Source organism: Halobacillus amylolyticus (genome assembly GCF_022921115.1).
Taxonomy (GTDB): Bacteria; Bacillota; Bacilli; order Bacillales; family Halobacillaceae; genus Halobacillus_A; species Halobacillus_A amylolyticus.
The window spans coordinates 3251834-3271822 of the sequence record NZ_CP095075.1 but is presented as its reverse complement, the minus strand read 5'-3'; the positions used below and the strand labels follow the sequence as shown (position 1 = coordinate 3271822).

Below are 19989 nucleotides of genomic sequence, written 5' to 3'. Positions count from 1 at the left end.
ATCCCCCTGTTCAACCTTTTATTAAATGATTACTGATGACAATTCGCTGGATTTCGCTCGTTCCTTCATAGATTTCGCACACTTTCGCGTCACGGAAAAAACGTTCGACAGCGTAATCTTCCGTGTAGCCGTAGCCCCCGTGCACCTGGACAGCTTCAATCGACGTGCTGACCGCTGCTTTTGATGCAAATAGTTTAGCCATCGATGCTTGCTTGCCGCATTTTTCGCCAGCCGCTTGTAAGGATGCCGCTTGATAGACTAATAGTTTTGCAGCTTCCACATCTGTCGCCATGTCGGCGAGCTTGAAAGAAATCCCCTGGTGCTTTGCGATTGACTTGCCAAATTGCTCTCTTTCTTTTGCATAGGCAACCGCGTGTTCGAGTGCGGCCTCTGCAATTCCTAGAGATTGGGCAGCAATGCCAATTCGGCCGACATTTAAGTTCGCAAGGGCAATCTTGAAGCCTTCCCCTTCTTCACCAAGCAATTGCGAAGTGGGAACTTGGCATTGATCAAAATTAAGTGACACCGTACTCGACCCATGCAGTCCCATTTTCTTCTCCGCTTTGCCTATTGAAAAACCTGGCGTGTCACGTTCAACAATAAAGGCGCTGACCCCTTTGCCGTTTTTTTCATCACGATTCGTTCGTGCAAAAACGATAAATGTGTCCGCCTCACCGCCATTTGTAATGAATACTTTTGATCCATTTAAAATGTAATGGCCACCTTGTTTTTCCGCACGTGTCTTTAAACTGCCAGCGTCCGAACCAGCGCTTGGCTCTGTTAAAGCAAACGCTCCTAAGTATTCCCCAGAGGCGAGTTTAGGAATATACTTTTGCTTCTGTTCCTCTGTGCCAAAATAAAGAATAGGGTTGGTACCTACCGACGTGTGCACGGACAAAATAACCCCTAATGTCGCACTAACTTTAGCAATCTCATGAATCGCAATGATATAAGATGTGTAATCCATCTCAGAACCGCCATACTGTTCAGGAATCGGGATGCCCATTAAACCAAGCTCCCCCATTTTTTTGAGCAACTCCACAGGAAAACGATCTTCCTCTTCCATACGTTCAACGGCCGGAGCAACTTCCTTCTCGGCAAAATCCCGCACCATCTTCCTCATCATCTGTTGTTCATCCGTAAACTGCAGGTTCATGCTTGCTCTCTCCCTCACCTGTTATTCGTAGCTGTAAAATCCTCGACCTGACTTTTTACCGAGCCAGCCTGCTTTTACATACTGTCTAAGCAGTGGACACGGACGATACTTACTGTCGCCAAAGCCGTCGTGAAGAACTTCCATAATATACAGACATGTATCAAGACCAATGAAATCAGCCAGTGTCAGTGGCCCCATCGGGTGGTTCATCCCGAGCTTCATGACCGTGTCAACATCTTCTACGGAAGCGACACCTTCATGAACAGCAAAAATCGCTTCATTAATCATCGGCATCAAAATCCGATTGGCAGCAAAGCCTGGAAGGTCATTGACTTCAACAGGCGCCTTATTCAGCTTCTTCGTCATTTCCTCAATCACTTGATACGTTTCATCACTCGTTTGAATGGCACGGATGATTTCCACAAGTTTCATGACTGGCACCGGGTTCATGAAGTGCATACCGATGACTTGAGATGGACGCTTCGTAACCGCTGCAATTTCAGTGATTGGCAAAGATGAGGTATTGGATGCCAAAATTGCATGAGCCGGTGTAATTTCATCAAGGCTTTGGAATACCTTCGTTTTTACATCCATATTTTCTACGACCGCTTCAATCACGAGATCGCAATCAGATGCATCGTTCAAATCAGTCGTTCCGGAGAGCAATTCGTTCGCTTTTGCCTGCTCATCTGCTGTTAATTTGCCTTTATCTACTACGCGTTGCAAACGTTTTTCAATACCTGTGATCCCTTTGTTTAATGCTTCCTCGTTCATATCATTTAATTTCACTTTCAGGCCTGACTGAGCGAATACTTGAGCAATCCCTGCTCCCATCTGTCCGGCACCAATGACCATCACTTGATTAACTGACATGTTGACTCCCCCTCGTTACTGTTTCGGTACTTCGATCAATACGGCATCCCCTTGACCGCCGCCAGAGCAAATCGCCGCAATACCTAAACCGCCGCCGCGACGCTTCAGTTCATGTGCTAAGGTAAGTAAAATACGGGCACCACTTGCTCCGATCGGGTGTCCAAGTGCCACAGCGCCACCGTTTACGTTGACTTTTTCCGGATCAATGCCAGCAATTTTTCCGCTCGCTAGCGACACCGTTGCAAAAGCCTCATTGACTTCAAAAAGATCAATTTCATCTATGGACTTACCAGCTTTTTTAAGCAGCTTATTAATTACTAACCCTGGCGTTTCCGGAAAATCATGGGCTTCAACCGCCACTTCATCATGAGCAAGAATGGTAGCTAACGTTTCAGCCCCAATTTCTTGCGCTTTTTCATCAGACATAAGCAGCATCGCACAAGCCCCATCGTTCACACCTGGAGCATTTCCAGCTGTAATCGTTCCATCTTTATCAAACGCAGGACGCAGCTTCGCCAACCTTTCAGCAGTCGTTCCTTTTCTCGGTGCCTCATCTGTGTCAATAACAACCGGATCCCCTTTACGCTGCGGAACCTCAACTGAGACAATTTCCTCAGCCAACTTGCCATCCTCAATCGCCTGAAGAGCACGATCATGACTGCGAGCCGCCCATTCGTCCTGCGACTCACGCGTCAATTCAAATTTATTGGCCGTTCGATTTCCGTAGCTGCCCATATGCACATTTTCAAAAGAGCAAGTAAGCCCATCATGCACCATCATATCTTTGACATCTGCATCACCCATACGCATGCCCCATCGCGCTTTCGGCATGAAGTATGGTGCGTTGCTCATGCTTTCCATACCACCGGCAACAATAATATCTTCTTCCCCTAAACGGATGAACTGATCAGCCATCGTTACACTACGCATGCCAGATGCACAAACCTTGTTAACCGTTTCCGTCTTCACATCCCAAGGAATGCCCGCTTCACGTGAAGCCTGGCGGGAAGGTAACTGTCCCTGACCACCCTGTAAAACCGTGCCCATGATGACTTCCTTCACATCCTCTGCTTTCACATTCGCTCTTTCTAAAGCAGCTTTGATGGCAATTCCGCCTAGCTGTGCAGCCGTTAAAGGGGCCAGACCTCCGCCAAATTTTCCAAAAGGTGTACGTGCCCCTGCTACGATTACAGTTTTCGTCATAATGAATTTCCTCCTTTATATTGGTAACGCTTACAATAATAGCGATTGAACGCTCGCTCAATTTCCCCTCATAAGGAAAGTGTACATAATTTACTGTACACTTTCCACATTTTTCACACTAGATTCATAAAAAGATAGTTTTTGTCCTTGTCGATTTGGAAGATAACCGTTCAAAATTCAATTTCGCGACTAAATCCTACATTTAGCGGGCACTTCCCAATTACCGTGGCCAACTTTAATTTTTTGCGGCTTTTTTAAATAGTTAGCGTCCAAACTTTACATCTTAGCCGTTTAGCTTCAAGGTGTTCCGCTTTTCTATGCCGACTTTTCCACTTTCTCCGGGAAAATCGATTTTGCTAAAATCTCTGCAATATCCATTGTACTGATCTTCTCTTCCACTTCCTTCGCTTTCGTACCATCAGAAAGCATCGTTAGGCAGAATGGGCAGCCACTTGAAATCATCGTTGGTTCTACTTCTAAAGCCTGCTCTGTACGGGCAACGTTCATGCGGTTACCTGATTTCTCTTCCATCCACATCATCCCGCCGCCGGCTCCACAGCACATGCCGTTTGAGCGGTTACGATTCATTTCAACGACTTTTACGCCTGGAATCATTTCAAGGACATCGCGTGGCGGCTGATACACTTCGTTGTAACGCCCAAGGTAACAGCTGTCGTGATAGGTAATCGTTTCGTTCACTTCAACGTCAGGCTTCAATCTGCCGTCCTTCAGCCATTCAGCCAGCATTTCCGTATGGTGAAAGACTTCCGCTTCATAGCCAAAATCAGGGTATTCATTTTTGAAAATATTATACGCATGCGGGTCAATCGTAATGATCTTTTTGACGTCATGCTTCTCAAATTCTTTAATGTTCTTCTCCGCAAGTTCTTGGAATAAAAATTCATTCCCCATGCGGCGGGCCGTATCGCCGGAGTTCTGCTCCTTGTTACCGAGAATCGCAAACTTAATGCCAGCTTTATTCATAAGCTTGGCAAAAGCCATGGCAATCTTCTGGCTGCGGTTATCATAGGAGCCCATGGAGCTTACCCAGAACAGATACTCAAATTCCTCGCCTGATTTTTTAAGTTCTTTTACAGTCGGAATCGATACATCTTCCTCGGTATCGCGCCAGTTTTCACGTTCCTTCTTAGATAGTCCCCAAGGGTTTCCTTGGCGTTCGATGTTCATCATCGCACGCTGTCCATCCTGGTCCATTTTACCTTCTGTTAAAACGAGATAGCGGCGAAGGTCAATGATTTTATCGACGTGTTCATTCATAACTGGGCAGGCATCTTCACAGTTACGGCATGTTGTACAAGCCCATAGTTCCTCTTCTGTAATCACGTCACCAATCAAGCTTTTACCGTTTACGTCTTCAGCCGTAGCAGCCGCCTCGTTTCCACCTTGGGACTCAGCCATTTTTGCAAGGGTATTGCCTTCAGTTCCTGCAAAAGCATAGGAAGGAACCCATGGCGCCTTACCAGTAACGGCTGCCCCTGTCTCCGTTAAGTGGTCGCGGATTTTAACAAGCAAATCCATCGGTGACAGCATCTTTCCTGAACCTGCCGCTGGACATACATTTGTACAACGGCCGCATTCAACACAAGCGTAGAAGTCAATCATTTGCAGCTGATTGAAATCCTCCACTTTTCCAACACCAAAGGAAACGTCTTCTTCATCGGCTTCCTCATCCATTTCAAAATCAATTTTCTTAAGTTTGCCGGGAGGACCCTCACGGCTTAAGAACACATTGACTGGCGCTGCGAGCAAGTGTGCGTGCTTCGATTGTGGAACATAGACAAGGAATGTGAGAAGAACTAATAAATGAATCCACCACATAGCGAAAAATACGCTGGCTGCAGCTGCAGGCGGCATCCACCCGAAAGCGTTTGCAATAATTGTCGCAATTGGTTCTGTCCATGCTCCTTCATGACCATGCCAAATTAATCCCATTCCATTTCCAATAAGTACTGAAACCATTAATAATCCAATAAAAAGAAGGACCATTCCTGCTTTAAAACCACGCTTTAAGCGAACAAGCTTCTCAATATAGCGACGGTAAAACGCCCATATGACAGCGACAAGAATTGTTAATGTCACAAGCTCCTGAAAAAAGGTGAAACCAGGATACAGCGGACCTAGCGGTAAATGTGAATCAGGTGCTAGTCCCTTCCAAATGAAATCGATCGCTCCAAACTGAACGAGGATAAAGCCATAAAACATCATGACATGAATGGCTCCCGATTTCTTATCCTTCAACAACTTCTTCTGTCCAAACACGTAAATCCATATTTTTTGAAGACGTCTCTTTATCTGACCATCAAATTCGACTTTTTTCCCCATTTGGATATAGGCGACGCGTGTACGCACAACTCGTACAAACAAATATAAGCCATATACCGTCACACCCAGGAATAAAATCCAATTTGCCAGTAACAAAGGATTCATCTGTTCTCCCCCTCTACGTTGGTTACACAAATTTCCGAATCACACCCCCATGCCAATTCGAAAACCTGTCAATTTTCTGAATCTTATATATTAACTATAATTATGAATGAGCATTCAGTCAATACATTTTACATATTTCCTGTTCAAATCAGCAATATTAGGGAAAGCTACCTAATGGGAAAGGAGACACTACTAAATGTTTACTATGATCTTAATCTGCCTACTCATCCTACTTCTTATTATTTTAGATTTTAAATTAGGAAAGAAAAGCCATCAAAATAATGCTCGCATTCTTCCCTTTGCCGAAACAACCGGGGATTATCGGTTATATAAAAATGGAGCACCTTTATTTGAGGACCTTTTTCAAGAAATATCGGAAGCACAAGTGCAAGTGGATATATTCTTCTATTTAATTAGCAGCGATCAAGCAGGACGTGATTTTCTCCAAGTGTTGAAGAATAAAGCACGTGAAGGGGTGCCAGTCCGCTTACTCACGGATCGATTGGGAGGCTACCAGATGTCTAAGTCGATTCGCAGCGACTTGAAAGACGCTGGAGTACAATTTCAATTTTCTGCCGTTCCTGGTTTCCCGTACTTTTTTTATAAATTAAATCGGCGCAATCATCGAAAGATCACAGTCATTGATGGAAAAATTGCTTATGTTGGCGGATTTAATATCGGCCGCAACTATTTAGGCGAGAACCCTAAATTCGGCGATTGGCGTGATTATCACCTGCGCTTAACTGGTCCTGTAGTCAAAGAGCTTCATCACGTTTTTCTTGATGACTGGTATGGAGCAACAGGCGAAAAACATGCTCCCTCAGTCCATCACGCCGAAGCCAAGCATCCGGTCAAAGTGATGGCGACAGACGGCGTTAAACTTGAGCATGAATTTTTGCAAATGATTGAACGAGCTCAGCAGGAAATCTTAATTGGTACTCCTTATTTCATCCCTACAAGGAAATTGATGGATGCCCTTAAGCAGTCGCTTGAAAGAGGAATTACCCTTCGCATCATGGTACCGCTTAAAGCTGATCATCCCTTTGTAAAAGAAGCTGCCATTCCCTATTTAGAACAGCTGTATCGCTTTGGCGCACACATTCACTTGTACGATAACGGTTTCTATCATGCAAAAACACTCATTGTGGACCAAAGCCTGGCCGATATCGGAACAGCCAATTTCGACCGGCGCAGCCTGTTTTTGAATAAAGAAGTCAATACCTTTGTCTATGACGAGTCATTTATTAATGATCTACGAAAGGGGTATATGGATGACGTTCAGAATTCCATCCCCTTTAATGAAGAATGGCTGGCTCAACGCTCCCTCGCAACAAAAATTAACGTTCAAATAGCTAAGCTGCTACGGCCGCTTCTCTAACTATTTAAAAATCGTCATCACCATCGGCCCCACCCAGGCAAAGAATTTAAACCCCAAATAAATGCCAACGATTCCCGCAACTCCGGCTAACGCTGGAGGAGCCGGGATCGGCAATTTAAACGCAGCAAAAATAATTCCTACGATAAAACCTGTTAGTAAAGCTAAAATGACTTCCTTCATTGTCTACTCCTCCTCTTACTCTTATTACTATCTTTCTCCGTTCATGAAGAGCTATCCTTTCGACTCGTGTGATTCTGACCAAATACAACGCGATTCTACCCAAATATGTAAAGATTCTTTCCAAATTCAGAAAGTTTCTCCCTGATTTGAGAAAGATTCTAACTAAACTCAGAAAGATTTTGTCCAAACCGGAAAAGATTCTGACTAAACTCGATTCATCGCGAATTCGATAGGCCTTTTCTTTTGAAAAAAAGAATGCCCCCGCCAAAACAGCAAGGACACTCTTTGATTAGGTTATGCAGCTACATTTGTTCCGGTGCAGAAACGCCGATCAAGCGTAGTGCATTCTGCAAGGTGGTACGGACGGCCTTCATGAGCGCAATTCTTGCAGCCGTACGTTGCGGATGTGCTTCGTCAAGCACTTTTTCTGCATTGTAGAAGCTATGCAGATTCGATGCTAACTCAAAGGCATACTGTGTCACACGGTGCGGTGTGCGCTTTTCGGCGGCATCGGCAACGATTTGCGGGAATTCACCGAGGCGCTTCAGAAGATCTTCTTCTTTTTCCGATGTTAAGAAGCTGCCATCGAATTCTCCACCTGCAAGTCCCTTTCCTTCAGCCTGGCGAAGCATCGTGCAAATACGCGCATGAGCATATTGAACGTAATAAACCGGGTTCTCATTGGATTCTGAACGGGCGAGATCCATATCGAAATCAAGATGGGAATCACTTGAGCGCATCGAGAAGAAATAGCGCATCGCGTCGATTCCGACCTCTTCCATCAGCTCTCTTAGTGTAACGGCTTTGCCTGTCCGCTTACTCATCTTTACTTTTTCCCCGTCCTGGAACAGGTTGACCATTTGAATGATTTCCACTTCAAGCGTATCTTTTTGATAGCCAAGGGCTTGAATCGCCGCTCTCATCCGTGGAATGTAGCCATGATGGTCGGCTCCCCAAATGTTAATCAGTGTATCGAAGCCGCGGTCGAGCTTATTTTTGTGGTAAGCGATGTCCGGGGTTAAGTAGGTGTATGTGCCATCATTTTTAATGAGCACTCGATCTTTATCATCATCGAAAGCTGTCGTCTGAAACCACGTGGCAGCATCTTTTTCATAGACATAATTCTTTTCTTTCAGCACATTTAACGCGTTGTCAATTTTGTCGCCTTCATAAAGAGACGTCTCTGAGAACCATTCGTCAAAAGGAACACGAAACTCTTCTAAGTCTGTCCTAATTTTGTTCAACTCGTAAGTCAGCCCATATTTACGGAAAAAGGCCAGGCGCTCTTCTTCAGAGGCATCCACCCATCTCGTGCCGTCTTCTTCGACCAACTTTTTGCCAAGCTCGATGATGTCCTTACCATGGTAGCCATCTTCAGGCATGTCCCAATCTTTGTCGAGTGCCTGCATGTAGCGTGCCTCGACAGACAAGGCCAGATTCGCCATTTGGTTTCCGGCATCATTAATATAATATTCACGCGATACTTGATAACCAGCTGCATCAAGGACATTGCTCAACGAATCACCAACAGCGGCTCCACGTGCATGGCCTAGATGCAACGTACCAGTTGGGTTCGCTGAAACGAACTCAACTTGGATTTTATGGCCTTGTCCGCTATCCGTTCGTCCATAATTTTCGCCAGCCTCAATGATGGACGGCACAAGATCTGAGAGATATTGATTGTCCATGTAAAAATTAATAAACCCTGGTCCGGCGATTTCAATTTTTTCAATCGAAGCTTTGGAACGATCAAACTGTTCGACAAGCTCCGTTGCAATTTGGCGCGGGTTCTTTTTCGCAATCCGGGCTAATTGCATCGCCATATTCGTGGCATAATCTCCGTGTGATTTATCCTTCGGCTGTTCAAGAACGACGATCGGCATTTCCTCATCTGTGGCCAGGCCTGCCTGTTTCACAGCTTGGACAATTTCATCCTTCAACTTCTGTTCCGTCTGTTCGACAATGTTCATGATTCCCTTTCCTCCTCAAAAATAAGCGTCAATCGATGACGTTGTGTGACATCATCGTTTACTGTCATCTGATAACTAATAAACAGACGACCTTGAGAAGCTTCTGTCAGCGAACGATACTCAATTTGGTCTGTCCATGTCCTCATATGAAAATCACCATAGGTATGGCGATAAATATTTTCCGTCTCTTTTTTCCTTTGAAAAACTTGCCGCATCTCTACCGCACCTGTTCGTTTAATACTAATATGATCCGGCTTAATTGTCACCATCGTTTTTACAGACTCCCCTTCTTCAGGATGCTCTGTAAACGTGAGGACCTCCGTTTCATCACGCGTATAAAATTTCCCAGGCTCAGACAGCGTCATCTCTTCTTTACGATCCGCATCTCTGATTTCCGTTATGAGCTTAAGCTTCACGTCTGTCATTTCATACTCCTCCATCCATCAGATCCTGCGTCCATCCTTAACTTATCTATTATAAGAACTCAGCAGCAAAAACTCAAGTTAATCTGACAACTTTTGTACGTTCTCTTCAACCTTTTGAATTTGTGAAAAGTAATTAGGCACGGTTGCTGCGGTATAAATGAGAATAACCGCGCAGACAATCCCGAGGAACCATTTATAGGAGAGCACCTTTTTAAATGGCCGCTTGTCTTTGAAAATAGCAAATAAAATCAGCGGGAAAAACAGGGCTAGCATAATGATATCCGTGTGCCAGTGAGTCTTCACATCACTAATGGCTACTTGAAAAAGCAGCACGTTCGACATGTGCTCACTAATTTCAACAGTTGTTACCTCTGAATGGCCGAGTCCTTCTTGTACGGTCAGTGTGGAACCGTTCACTTCGTAGCTATACCCAGACGGGTTCCAATCGAAATTGAAGGTCAAAATAAGCAGGGCAGCCATAATGAGGGCGTACACTGCAGTTACGCTGATTAGTTTTTTGTTCATAGTCGTAAAACTCCTTATTTGGGTGAGTCAGAAAGTCATCCATTCGGCTGCCTTTTTATACGATAGTGATCAGCACAATTGCACGAATTTACGGCTAATTGCACATAATTTCAGATAATTGCACATTTCCAGACTTAATTGCGCGAAACAGCACGATAATTGCATGAAATCATCAATAATTGCATATTTGCATAAAAGTGAGTATTCAAAAAGTTGCCAATTTAGAAGAAAGAAGGTCGTGGCGGCGAAGCTTTGATCACCAAGGAAATCTCCCCCGAATTGGCTTCGCACGAAGGAAAAGTGTCCTTCTTTTCCAAGGAACGGACTTGCACAGGACGTGCTGACTTCTAGGTTGTGCACAGCACAGGACCGTGCACGGTTTTAATAGAAGTTCCACTGCTGCCTAATAATACGTAAGTAGCGAAGCCACTTCAGAGAATATCCTTCTTCGCTGCCTTGTCCCGGGGAATTTACTTCTTTGAATAGGCTCGTAGACGGCAGGGCACACGCTCTTCAAAAGCAAGCCAACGAAGAGATTCGTCTCTTATCATTTGGTGACTTTTTGAACAACCTCTAAAAACAAAGATCCGCTGCGTCTAGCAACGGACCCATTTTATCATTTATTTAACAAACCCTAAAAGCATTTCGCGCACAAATTTACTGGCTGCGATCGCCGTTTGCTCTGTTTGGTCGTAAGCTGGAGCAACCTCAACTAAATCGGCACCCACTACTTTTACATCAGAAGCAGCAATCTTATGGATGGCGGCGAGCAATTCTTTTGACGAAATGCCGCCTGCTTCTGCTGTGCCTGTGCCTGGGGCGTAGGCTGGATCGAGAACATCGATGTCGATCGTGACATAGACGGGGCGGCCGGCCAATTCAGGCAAAATCTGTTTCAATGGTTCGAGGACGTCAAACTTCGACATGTGCATGCCGCTCTCCTCAGCGTACTGGAATTCCTCACGCATGCCGGAGCGGATCCCAAAGGAGTAGACGTTCTCAGGCCCGATCAGCTCACATGCTTTTCGGACCGGAGTGGAATGGGAGAGAATTTCTCCCTCGTACTCCTCCCTAAGGTCGGCATGGGCATCGATATGGATAATAGCCAGGTTCGGCTGCGTTTTATGAAACGCTTTAAAGACCGGCCAGCTGACGAGATGCTCTCCACCGAGTCCGAGCGGAAACTTCCCTTTTTCCAAAAGCCCGTCGATATAGCCCTCAATAATCTCAAGACTGCGCTCGGCATTGCCAAACGGAAGCAGCATGTCGCCGGCGTCGTAATAATTGACTTCTTCTAAATGACGATTCAGGTAAGGGCTATACTCTTCAAGTCCGATTGAAGCTTCACGAATCCGGTTTGGACCGAAACGGGAACCTGGGCGGAAGCTTGCCGTCCAGTCCATCGGCATGCCATAGATCACAGCCTCCGCTTCCTCTTCATTCGGGCGGCTCATGATAAATACTTTTCCTGAATAGGCCGGGTCAAATCGCATAGGTTAATCCCCCTCGGTTACATCTTTGACGAATTTGGGCAGGGCGAAGCAGGCATTGTGAAGCTCTTTCGTGTAGTATTTCGTGTCGATTTCCTGAAAACGCTCGTCTGGCACTTGGAGCGGATCGTAAATCTTGCTCCCCATTGTAAACGTCCACAGCCCGCTCGGATATGTCGGGATATTCGCCGTGTAGACGCGGGTAATTGGGAAGGTCTCTTTTACATCACCGTACACTTGGCGAATCAGATCCGCTTTAAACCACGGATTGTCTGTTTGAGCGACCAGAATGCCATCCTCTTTCAAGGCGTTCGCAATTCCTTCGTAAAATCCTTTTGTGAAAAGGGTAACAGCTGGACCTACAGGCTCAGTCGAATCGACCATAATCACATCATACTCCCGCTCGCTTTTCGCGATATGCATGAAGCCGTCGCTAACTTGCACGTCGACACGCTTATCCTCTAAGGCACCTGCAATACTCGGTAAGTATTTTTTCGAATACTCGATGACCTTGCCATCGATTTCAGCCAGGGTGGCCTGCTCGACACTTTCATGCTTCAAGACTTCACGAATCACGCCGCCGTCACCACCGCCAACGACGAGTACTTTCTTTGGACTCGGGTGTGTGAACAACGGTACGTGTGCCATCATTTCGTGGTAAACGAATTCATCCTTCTCTGTCGTCATCACCATATCGTCAAGCAGCAGCATCCGCCCCCACTCTTCGGTCTCGAGCATCTCTAATTCTTGAAAATCCGTTTGCTCTTTATGCAATGAACGGTTCACTTTTGCGGTAATGCCAAAGTTCTCCGTTTGTTTTTCGGTAAACCATGTAGCCATATTGATGTTCTCCTTTCAACACTCATGTAAGACGTTGTTCAAAAAGTCACCAAATCATGAGCGGCAGCCTCTTAAACATACATTTGTAACCAATCAAATTATAGATTAAACGTTAGAAAAAGCAAGGGAATGTTTAATTTGTCCACCATTCTCCCATAATAATAGCAATATTTATTATTTCTTTACAGGCAGGAGAAGTAAAAATGCTATTATTTATTCGTTTTAAATGGAAATGGATACGGAGAACAATGAAAACCGCAGTCACTTGCGGAGTCCTTGGCCTCATTGCGTTTGTTGCTGTGTTTATTTATGCCGTTGGTCTGGGACCCCCTTCTCTTCACACCGAGCAGAATTCCATCTACTATGGCTCGGAAGGGAAAGTGATTGACGAAACCCACGGGGCGCAGGAGCGTTATTGGATTAGTAAAAAGGAAATGCCTGAAGAGATCGTCCATGCAACACTCGCCATTGAGGATCACCGCTTCTACGACCACTTTGGCTTTGACTTTAGACGAATTGCGTCTGCTGCTTTGACAGACTTAAAGGCTATGAAAATGGTTGAAGGGGCGAGTACGATTACCCAGCAATATGCACGTAACCTCTACTTATCTCATGAAAAAACGTGGACACGAAAAATTAAGGAAGCTTTCTATGCGATGCGTTTAGAAATTTTCTATGAAAAGGATGAGATCCTTGAGGGGTATTTGAACACGATTTATTACGGACATGGCGCTTACGGAATTGAAGCGGCCAGCCGATATTATTTTGACAAGCATGCAAAAGAGCTAACGCTTGCTGAGGCGTCAATGCTTGCCGGCATTCCAAAGGGGCCGAGCTACTATTCCCCTCTTAACAATGCCGAAAATGCTAACTCACGCCAGGAACAAATTCTTTCCCGTATGGAGGAGCTTGGCTATATTTCACCTAATAAAGAGCAACAAGCGTTAAAGGTGTCCCTCGATTATTATGATCATTCCGGCGAAGCAACGAAAGCTGTGGCTCCTTACTTCCAGGATAAAGTAACCGAGGAAGCAGCTAGATTACTTGAAACAGATGTGGATGCCATTAAAACAGGCGGGTACCACATTTATACAACTTTAAATAAAAATCACCAAAAGGAGCTTGAGCAGTCGATTGATCAAACCATTGCCAATGGCTCTGAAATTCAAACAGCGAGTGTCATTATGGACAGTCAGACAGGTGCGGTCACAGCTCTAGCTGGTGGAAAAAATTATTCCGAGAGCGCCTATAACAGGGCAACAGATGCACAAAGAATGGTTGGCTCTACTATTAAACCATTCCTCTACTATGCTGCCCTTTTGCGTGACTACACACCGCTGACGATGGTTGCGAGTAAACCGACAACGTTTGAGCTGAAAAACGGCAAAGTCTATTCACCAAGTAACTATAACAATTACTATGCCAACCGAAAAATTACGATGGCTCAAGCTTTAGCTTTATCTGACAACATTTACGCTGTAACAACGAATGTCGATATCGGCCCAGAGAATTTTGTTGATACATTGCGTACGTTTGGGATCTCTGGTGAGCTGCCTGCCGTACCTTCTTTGGCCCTTGGCACTGCTTCAATTTCACTTTATGAAATGGTCGATGGCTATATGAGGATGGTGAGTGGATCTGAAGCTGTCCGCGGTCACACAATCACAAAGATCACCGATCGCCATGATAACGTGTTGTACAAGTATGAACCCGATACAGATACCGAAAGAAACATCGATCCCAATGTTGCTTTTACCGTCACCCATATGATGACAGGTATGTTCGATACAGCACTTAATGGTTACATGAGTGTGACAGGGGCGAGTATTGCTGACCAATTGACCCGTATGTATGGCGGTAAGTCAGGAACAACAGATTCTGACAGCTGGATGATCGGCTTCAGCCCGCAGTATATCATGGGGGTTTGGACAGGCTATGACGACAACCGTGCGATTACAAAAACAAAAGATCATCAATATGCCAAACATTTGTGGGCCGACACGATGGAAACGATCCATCAACCGCTGCCCGCCGCAGCCTTTACCCCGACACCTGGAGTTAAGGGTGTGTACATTAATCCTAAAACGGGCAAACTATCCGGTCCAGGCTGTCCAAAGGAACGGCTCGTTTACATGGATGAGGAGAACATTCCAACCGAAACATGTGAACAAAACGAAAAAAGCGATGAGGAAGAAATCAACGAAGAACTCAAAGATGACTCCTGGCTCGATGGCATCGTCGACTGGTTCTCCTAATATATTCCACCTCAGGTCATCCAATTTTCTGGATGACCTGAGGTGGAAGTAAATGTATAAAAAGACAAAGAAAGCGACCGGTGACTAGCCGGTCGCTTTCTTTGTCCTAGTAAATACATGTATAACCCATGTGTTAATTAATATATTATCCAGATAGCTTGTTCGTCAAGATTCGTCTTCTAAAAAGCCACTTATTTTAAGTGAACATTTTGTGAACTTTTTATAAAGGCTACACGATGGTAATATCACCAATGTCATCAAGCCTGCAACTTGTTGTTTCCTTCGACTCTTCCTCCTTGCCAAAGACCTTACGTTCAAACTTGTTCATGTAAGTAATTTTCATACGAATATTTTCATAATCAAACCCATTATGGACTTTGACATTAACCGTTAAATCGTCATGGAGCGCTCTCTGCAAAATAAAGTCAATCTCCACCGCCTTTTGCTCATCGATGATCCCTTTCTCGACTCGTTGATCCTCCTTCCATTGCTTTTTGATCAATTCCACATGCTCCGGCAGCATCAATGATGTCCATTTGATTGTCCCACGGTCATGATTGCGATGATCCATAGTAACCCCTCCTTTATCAAGAACACTTGTTCTCATTCTATCACAATAACACCTCACGTATACTTGTATTTTCTCCCAGAAAAAGTTCAATCAGGCCTTGTGGAGGGGATTGCACGAAACAGAAGGTTAATTGCATATTTACACAAAAAAGCGCCTCCTCTTTTTGAAAAAGAGAAGGCACAGCAGCTCAGTTATTGTACTCCAAGTGAGTCTTTCAATTCTTGACCAGTATTTTCCCAAAGTTCTGGTTTGAAATCACGTAAATATTCACCAAGGATCCGCTTCGACTTCTCATCCATATGCTCGACAACAAAGCGTCCTTTCAATGATTTGTCCATCTGATTAACATGCTCCGGCATCGATTTATAACCCCGGCGAATTTCACGATCAACGACTAGTTCACTTCCAGCCACCCCATAATAGCAAGGAAGACCTTCACGATGAGCGACAGTCACCCAGGCAATCCAATACAGCTTGCCATTTGGCACCTCAAAACGATCAGGCTTAAAACGAACCCGCTTCTCGACCTTGCTTCGTGCATGGAGTGCCCCCATATCAACGAACGCCTCTTCTTCATTAGGATCGACGATGACAGGTGTCATATTCTCAAGACTGATGGACCCAACCCCATATCCGCCATGTCCATCAGTTGAATCGTCTTTTATGATCGTAAATTGATTTTTCTTCTTATCACTATTTTCGCCTTCATCTTTATTTTTAAATTGATCAAATTCCTTCATGCTAAACGACATCCTCCTTCTAGACTAACTGTTGCTTCTACTTTAACATAATCGCATGCTACTTTTCACAACAGAGAACTCTAAAAATTCTATTAAAAGCAAGCAGGAATTTGACGTTTTTTGCAGAAGAAGGTGTAGTAACCCAATTAACGCATTAAAGGAGAGAACAGCATGCCGATTATTACAGTACAAATGCTCGAAGGACGAAGCGACGACCAGAAACAGGCTTTGGTTGAAAAAGTAACTGACGCTGTGACAGATACCACAGGTGCCCGCAAAGAAGCGGTCACTGTTGTTATAGAGGAAATGTCCAAGCAGAACTATGGCGTGGCAGGAAAACGATTAGCAGATTGATATTGTGAAAAATAAAGCCTAACGATATGTTTTAAAATTATAACAAGTGGAAGGTAGTCTATGTAAATTAAATTTCAGAAAGTGGGGAATGCAAACATGAGTCAATTAACATTGGAAAAGGCAAAGAAACTGATTGAAAGTGCAGAAACAGAGGCGAAAAACCTTGGTGTGGCGATGGTTATATCGATCTATGATGAAGGAGGCAACCTCACTGCTGTTCATCGTATGGACGATGCTTGGCTTGCAAGCGTTGACATTGCCCAAAATAAAGCATGGACGTCTGTTGCCCTTAAGATGCCTACATCTGATCTAGCAGATGCAACCGTACCAAAAGCAGAACTTTATGGACTGAACACAACCAATAACGGTCGTATTGTAGTGTTTGGCGGCGGAATCCCGCTCGTTAAAGAAGGAAAAGTAGTCGGATCTGTCGGTGTCAGCGGCAGTAAAGTAGAACATGATGTGCAGGTTGCGGAAGCTGCTGTTAAAGCATTCGAAACGCTTTAAAATAAAACATCCCCAGCCTGCTTAGGTATGCGATTACTGATCATACCAAGTGGGCTTTCTTTACGTCTGCTGATCTGCCGACTTCCTAAAAGGAAACAAGCGCGATGCTCCGATAAAAATCCGCTCCTGCTTTTGTCACTATCAACACCTCTCCTTGGGCTGGTAAAGGGAAGTTACAGTCTATATCCTCTTAGACCAACTCCTTGTTAACATTCCACTGCCCACTCATAAAAGTCAAAGCATGTTCATCATGGTGATATTAGACCGGTTTCCCCTTCTGAAAAACTATTTCTATCTAAACCACAACCTCTTAGACTCTTCTTCCGACAGTTCCAAACGATTAACAAAATACAAATGGAGAGGGACCTTTTCATCCCACTTTTCATAACAATCAATAAGCCCCCCAACACTCCCGTCAAAATATTTCTCCACAAGCGTACGCACTGTTTTCGTACTGCGCCAATAATCGTAAAAGTCAGCAGAATAACCCGAACTATTCCCTTGCCTATATCCTGACTTTCCAAATTGGTCAAGTGTATATTCACCGTAATCCTCTTTGTAGGCCTCAATCAAAAGATTTTCCACTTCTGAAACTTCATCAAACTTTTCTTCCGATAGCATGAACTTTCTCGCAATGTAATCGCACATGCCTTCCTCAAACCACATATTCTCCTCATCACCTTCAAAATCATCACGAAAGAAGTCAGCATGATGGGTAAGCTCATGGGCAGCAATGATAGCAACATCAACGTCCTCAAGTGATGAGTAATACAATTCCGCTTTTGTGACGCTCTTTCCCCTGGCTGATTCCAAAAAAATGTCTTTCCAAACTTCAGTTAATGGATTGATATGGATCAAGTCTCTAGAAGTATAGGCGGGTAGCGGGATCTCTGAATAAAGTTCTGTTGCTGATTTGAGATCATGGAAAACAATTCCTCTTGGTTTTTCAAAGCTCGTAATTTCTGCTAATGACTTAGCAAAATCGGCCAACTGCTCATTTAGGCTGATTCCACTCTCTTCTATCTCTTTTACAAATGTGGTATCTGTAACTGAAACGGCATATCTCATTAAAAAAATTCCTCCAATTAGATGTAGTTCATCTTTTACCATTTCTATTCCCTTTCTAATAATCCCTTCTGTTTTTTCTGTAAAAAAGACGCTCTTCCCATTAAGATAGAACGCTTTTGCCAAATTTATTAGTCTTCATCCTTTCTCTGAATACCTCAGCTTTTTGTAGGTTCACTAAACTTACTTCCAATTGAATAGGGGAGGTAACTTAGAAATTGTTTCTTACACCCCCACCTATCTTACATATAACGACCCTACTCCATAAATTGGATTTTAATTACACGAGAAGGACTTTTCACCTTTCATTCGAGCTTCCGGGAAACAAATAAGCTATAACGTCAGAAACTCTCTGTTGAAAAAACGAATAATGGTGTTCAGCACCTTCTACTATCTCAAACTTTGTCTTCGCTACTTTCTTGCTCACCATTTCATAGACTGATTGATTACAGGCGAAAAATTTACTATTTATCCAATCGTCCCTCGTTTCTCTCGTCCCGCAGTCTAGATAAAATCTGTCAACCTTTGACAAATCCGACACATGAATCAGCTTTTCTATTTCTTCTTGATTACGCCAAAACGCGGAGGATAACACGCCAACTTTAGAAAAAGTATCAGGGTAACAGCAAGCCGCATAGGTGGTGATTAGGCCCCCTAACGATATGCCTGCCATTGAAGTATCATGTTCAAGCGTACGATACTTATGATCTATCAAAGGTTTAAGTTCATTGATAATAAACTCTATGTACCCTCCCCCTTTGCCCCCTAAGTCACTATCCTTGCCCGTGATCACTTTACTGAACTCACCCCCCGCCCATGGGCAATATTCGTTCACTCTATCCTCTTTTATTAGGCTAGTATCAATGGCTACAACGATTACATCAAGTTCCTTGTCATCGAGATAGTCTTTAAGTCCAAGGGAAACTCCGCCAATCGCATCATGATCTTCAAATACGTTTTGACCGTCGTGCATGTATAACACAGGAAATCTTATATTCTCTTTATAGTATTTAGTTGGTAAATAGATTCGAATCATTCGTTCTTGGCCAAAAGGTGGTATAAACATTTTGAATTTTTCCAGCATTATGGGCCACCTCCAAGATGTCATTTCCTATCCACAATTTTATTTCTTGAGATACTTTTTCAGGTGCATCCCAATGGACATTATGTTTCGTATTCTTGATTCCTATCACCTTAAGGTCTGGAATACTTTCTTGAATCTGTCTTAAACCCTGCTTTCGAGACTTATCGGTTAATGGTAAGGCAGCGTGAAATAGTAGTGTCGGACAGTTAATATCCGTGTAAGCAGTTGAACTAGGCTCCCGATAGAAAGCTTTAATCATTGATAACAGGGAAAAGGATTCTGCTACTAATCTATATTTTCCTTTTTCTTTCTTAAAGTTTGAGGCAATTGTTAGATCAAGTGTGTCATCCCATTTTTTCGTTGTATATCCCTGATAAGTATCAACAAATTCTCCCCAGGATGAGTAAACACTCGTATGACTGTACTCTCCCCAAGCGGAGAGGGCTTTCTCTTTCGTTAACCCTGGCACGTGCTCTGGGAAAACATATCCACCATCAAGCAAGATGACACCTTCTATTTTTTCCGGAAAGGCTTTTGTATAATGAAGAGCCAGGTCGGCACCCCAAGAATGTCCCATAATAAAAAATGGCTTACTGGTGAGCTGCATTATGACTTGATCTAACCGCTTCGCTAGGAATGAAAACGCATAATCCTCTTCGTGGACAAGCGGTCTGGTCCTCCCATGGCCGGGTCCATCCAATAAAATAAGATGAAAGTGATTCTTCATGTGCTCAACCATCCCGGTAAATGTCTTCGAATCAGCCGTCACCCCATGAAGACAGACAAGAGCGGGCAATTGTTCCCTGCCCTCTGTATATACGTGAAATGTATGTTGTTCTATCGTTTTCTGAAACTCTTTCATGGTCACTGCTCCCCTACCTTTCACGAAAGTAAATGGTGTGAAAATTCTTCTCCTTTACAAACA

At 44.1% G+C, this 19989-nt stretch carries 19 protein-coding genes; 4 read left to right on the top strand and 15 right to left on the bottom strand.

Translation table 11 applies throughout. From position 1 onward, the window contains the following. Window positions 1–10: 10 nt before the first annotated feature. The 4 genes from MUO15_RS16730 to MUO15_RS16715 all read right to left on the bottom strand — a co-directional run bounded on the left by MUO15_RS16730 (window position 11) and on the right by MUO15_RS16715 (window position 5680). Window positions 11–1156: an acyl-CoA dehydrogenase gene (locus tag MUO15_RS16730; protein ID WP_245031030.1), complete on the bottom strand. Its 1146-nt coding sequence runs from the start codon at window positions 1154–1156 to the stop codon at window positions 11–13. Between the two features lie 21 nt (window positions 1157–1177). Beyond that, on the bottom strand, window positions 1178–2029 hold the full coding sequence (locus tag MUO15_RS16725) for a 3-hydroxybutyryl-CoA dehydrogenase (protein WP_245031028.1): 852 nt from the start codon (window positions 2027–2029) through the stop codon (window positions 1178–1180). Window positions 2030–2044: 15 nt separating this feature from the next. After that, window positions 2045–3232, bottom strand: coding sequence for an acetyl-CoA C-acetyltransferase (locus tag MUO15_RS16720; RefSeq protein WP_245031026.1), 1188 nt, complete (start codon window positions 3230–3232; stop codon window positions 2045–2047). A 315-nt stretch (window positions 3233–3547) separates the two neighbouring features. Further along, window positions 3548–5680, bottom strand: a complete 2133-nt coding sequence (locus tag MUO15_RS16715) for a heterodisulfide reductase-related iron-sulfur binding cluster (protein WP_245031024.1) — start codon at window positions 5678–5680, stop codon at window positions 3548–3550. 196 nt (window positions 5681–5876) lie between these two features. Here MUO15_RS16715 and cls point away from each other — a divergent pair, with 196 nt between their 5' ends. Further along, on the top strand, window positions 5877–7058 hold the full coding sequence (gene cls / locus MUO15_RS16710; protein ID WP_245031022.1) for a cardiolipin synthase: 1182 nt from the start codon (window positions 5877–5879) through the stop codon (window positions 7056–7058). Here the strand turns inward: cls and MUO15_RS16705 are convergent, their stop codons facing one another. The 6 genes from MUO15_RS16705 to speE all read right to left on the bottom strand — a co-directional run bounded on the left by MUO15_RS16705 (window position 7059) and on the right by speE (window position 12488). Next, window positions 7059–7238 (bottom strand): XapX domain-containing protein, encoded by a 180-nt coding sequence (locus MUO15_RS16705; RefSeq protein ID WP_245031020.1) that lies wholly within the window; start codon window positions 7236–7238, stop codon window positions 7059–7061. A 302-nt stretch (window positions 7239–7540) separates the two neighbouring features. After that, window positions 7541–9208 (bottom strand): arginine--tRNA ligase, encoded by a 1668-nt coding sequence (gene argS, locus MUO15_RS16700; RefSeq protein WP_245031019.1) that lies wholly within the window; start codon window positions 9206–9208, stop codon window positions 7541–7543. Next, window positions 9205–9633 carry a YwiB family protein gene (locus tag MUO15_RS16695; RefSeq protein WP_245031017.1) on the bottom strand — a complete coding sequence of 143 codons (429 nt, stop codon included), beginning with the start codon at window positions 9631–9633 and terminating at the stop codon, window positions 9205–9207. Before MUO15_RS16695 ends, argS begins: the two co-directional genes overlap by 4 nt. Before the next feature lie 78 nt (window positions 9634–9711). Then, window positions 9712–10158: a hypothetical protein gene (locus MUO15_RS16690; RefSeq protein WP_245031015.1), complete on the bottom strand. Its 447-nt coding sequence runs from the start codon at window positions 10156–10158 to the stop codon at window positions 9712–9714. A gap of 620 nt (window positions 10159–10778) precedes the next feature. Continuing rightward, window positions 10779–11651 carry an agmatinase gene (speB, locus tag MUO15_RS16685; protein ID WP_245031013.1) on the bottom strand — a complete coding sequence of 291 codons (873 nt, stop codon included), beginning with the start codon at window positions 11649–11651 and terminating at the stop codon, window positions 10779–10781. A 3-nt stretch (window positions 11652–11654) separates the two neighbouring features. Further along, window positions 11655–12488 (bottom strand): polyamine aminopropyltransferase, encoded by an 834-nt coding sequence (speE, locus tag MUO15_RS16680; RefSeq protein WP_245031007.1) that lies wholly within the window; start codon window positions 12486–12488, stop codon window positions 11655–11657. Between the two features lie 203 nt (window positions 12489–12691). On the opposite strand from speE, the gene MUO15_RS16675 reads away from it, so the two are divergent. Next, complete coding sequence (locus MUO15_RS16675; RefSeq protein WP_245031005.1) at window positions 12692–14743, top strand: transglycosylase domain-containing protein; 2052 nt, start codon at window positions 12692–12694, stop codon at window positions 14741–14743. A 229-nt stretch (window positions 14744–14972) separates the two neighbouring features. On the opposite strand, the gene MUO15_RS16670 is transcribed toward MUO15_RS16675, so the two are convergent. Further along, window positions 14973–15314, bottom strand: coding sequence for a YolD-like family protein (locus MUO15_RS16670; protein WP_245031004.1), 342 nt, complete (start codon window positions 15312–15314; stop codon window positions 14973–14975). Between the two features lie 191 nt (window positions 15315–15505). Continuing rightward, complete coding sequence (locus MUO15_RS16665; RefSeq protein ID WP_245031002.1) at window positions 15506–16054, bottom strand: YwhD family protein; 549 nt, start codon at window positions 16052–16054, stop codon at window positions 15506–15508. 171 nt (window positions 16055–16225) lie between these two features. On the opposite strand from MUO15_RS16665, the gene MUO15_RS16660 reads away from it, so the two are divergent. Further along, window positions 16226–16408, top strand: coding sequence for a 2-hydroxymuconate tautomerase (locus MUO15_RS16660; RefSeq protein ID WP_245031000.1), 183 nt, complete (start codon window positions 16226–16228; stop codon window positions 16406–16408). Between the two features lie 96 nt (window positions 16409–16504). Then, a complete protein-coding gene (locus MUO15_RS16655) occupies window positions 16505–16915 on the top strand; it encodes a GlcG/HbpS family heme-binding protein (protein WP_245030998.1) in 411 nt (136 codons plus the stop codon). Window positions 16916–17206: 291 nt separating this feature from the next. Here MUO15_RS16655 and MUO15_RS16650 read toward each other — a convergent pair whose 3' ends face one another. From MUO15_RS16650 to MUO15_RS16640, 3 genes are all read right to left on the bottom strand, one after another. Next, a complete protein-coding gene (locus MUO15_RS16650; RefSeq protein ID WP_245030996.1) occupies window positions 17207–18106 on the bottom strand; it encodes a hypothetical protein in 900 nt (299 codons plus the stop codon). A 172-nt stretch (window positions 18107–18278) separates the two neighbouring features. Next, window positions 18279–19064, bottom strand: coding sequence for an alpha/beta hydrolase (locus tag MUO15_RS16645; protein WP_245030994.1), 786 nt, complete (start codon window positions 19062–19064; stop codon window positions 18279–18281). Continuing rightward, window positions 18991–19926, bottom strand: coding sequence for an alpha/beta fold hydrolase (locus MUO15_RS16640; protein WP_245030992.1), 936 nt, complete (start codon window positions 19924–19926; stop codon window positions 18991–18993). The genes MUO15_RS16645 and MUO15_RS16640 overlap by 74 nt, the downstream gene beginning before the upstream one ends. Window positions 19927–19989: the final 63 nt, after the last annotated feature.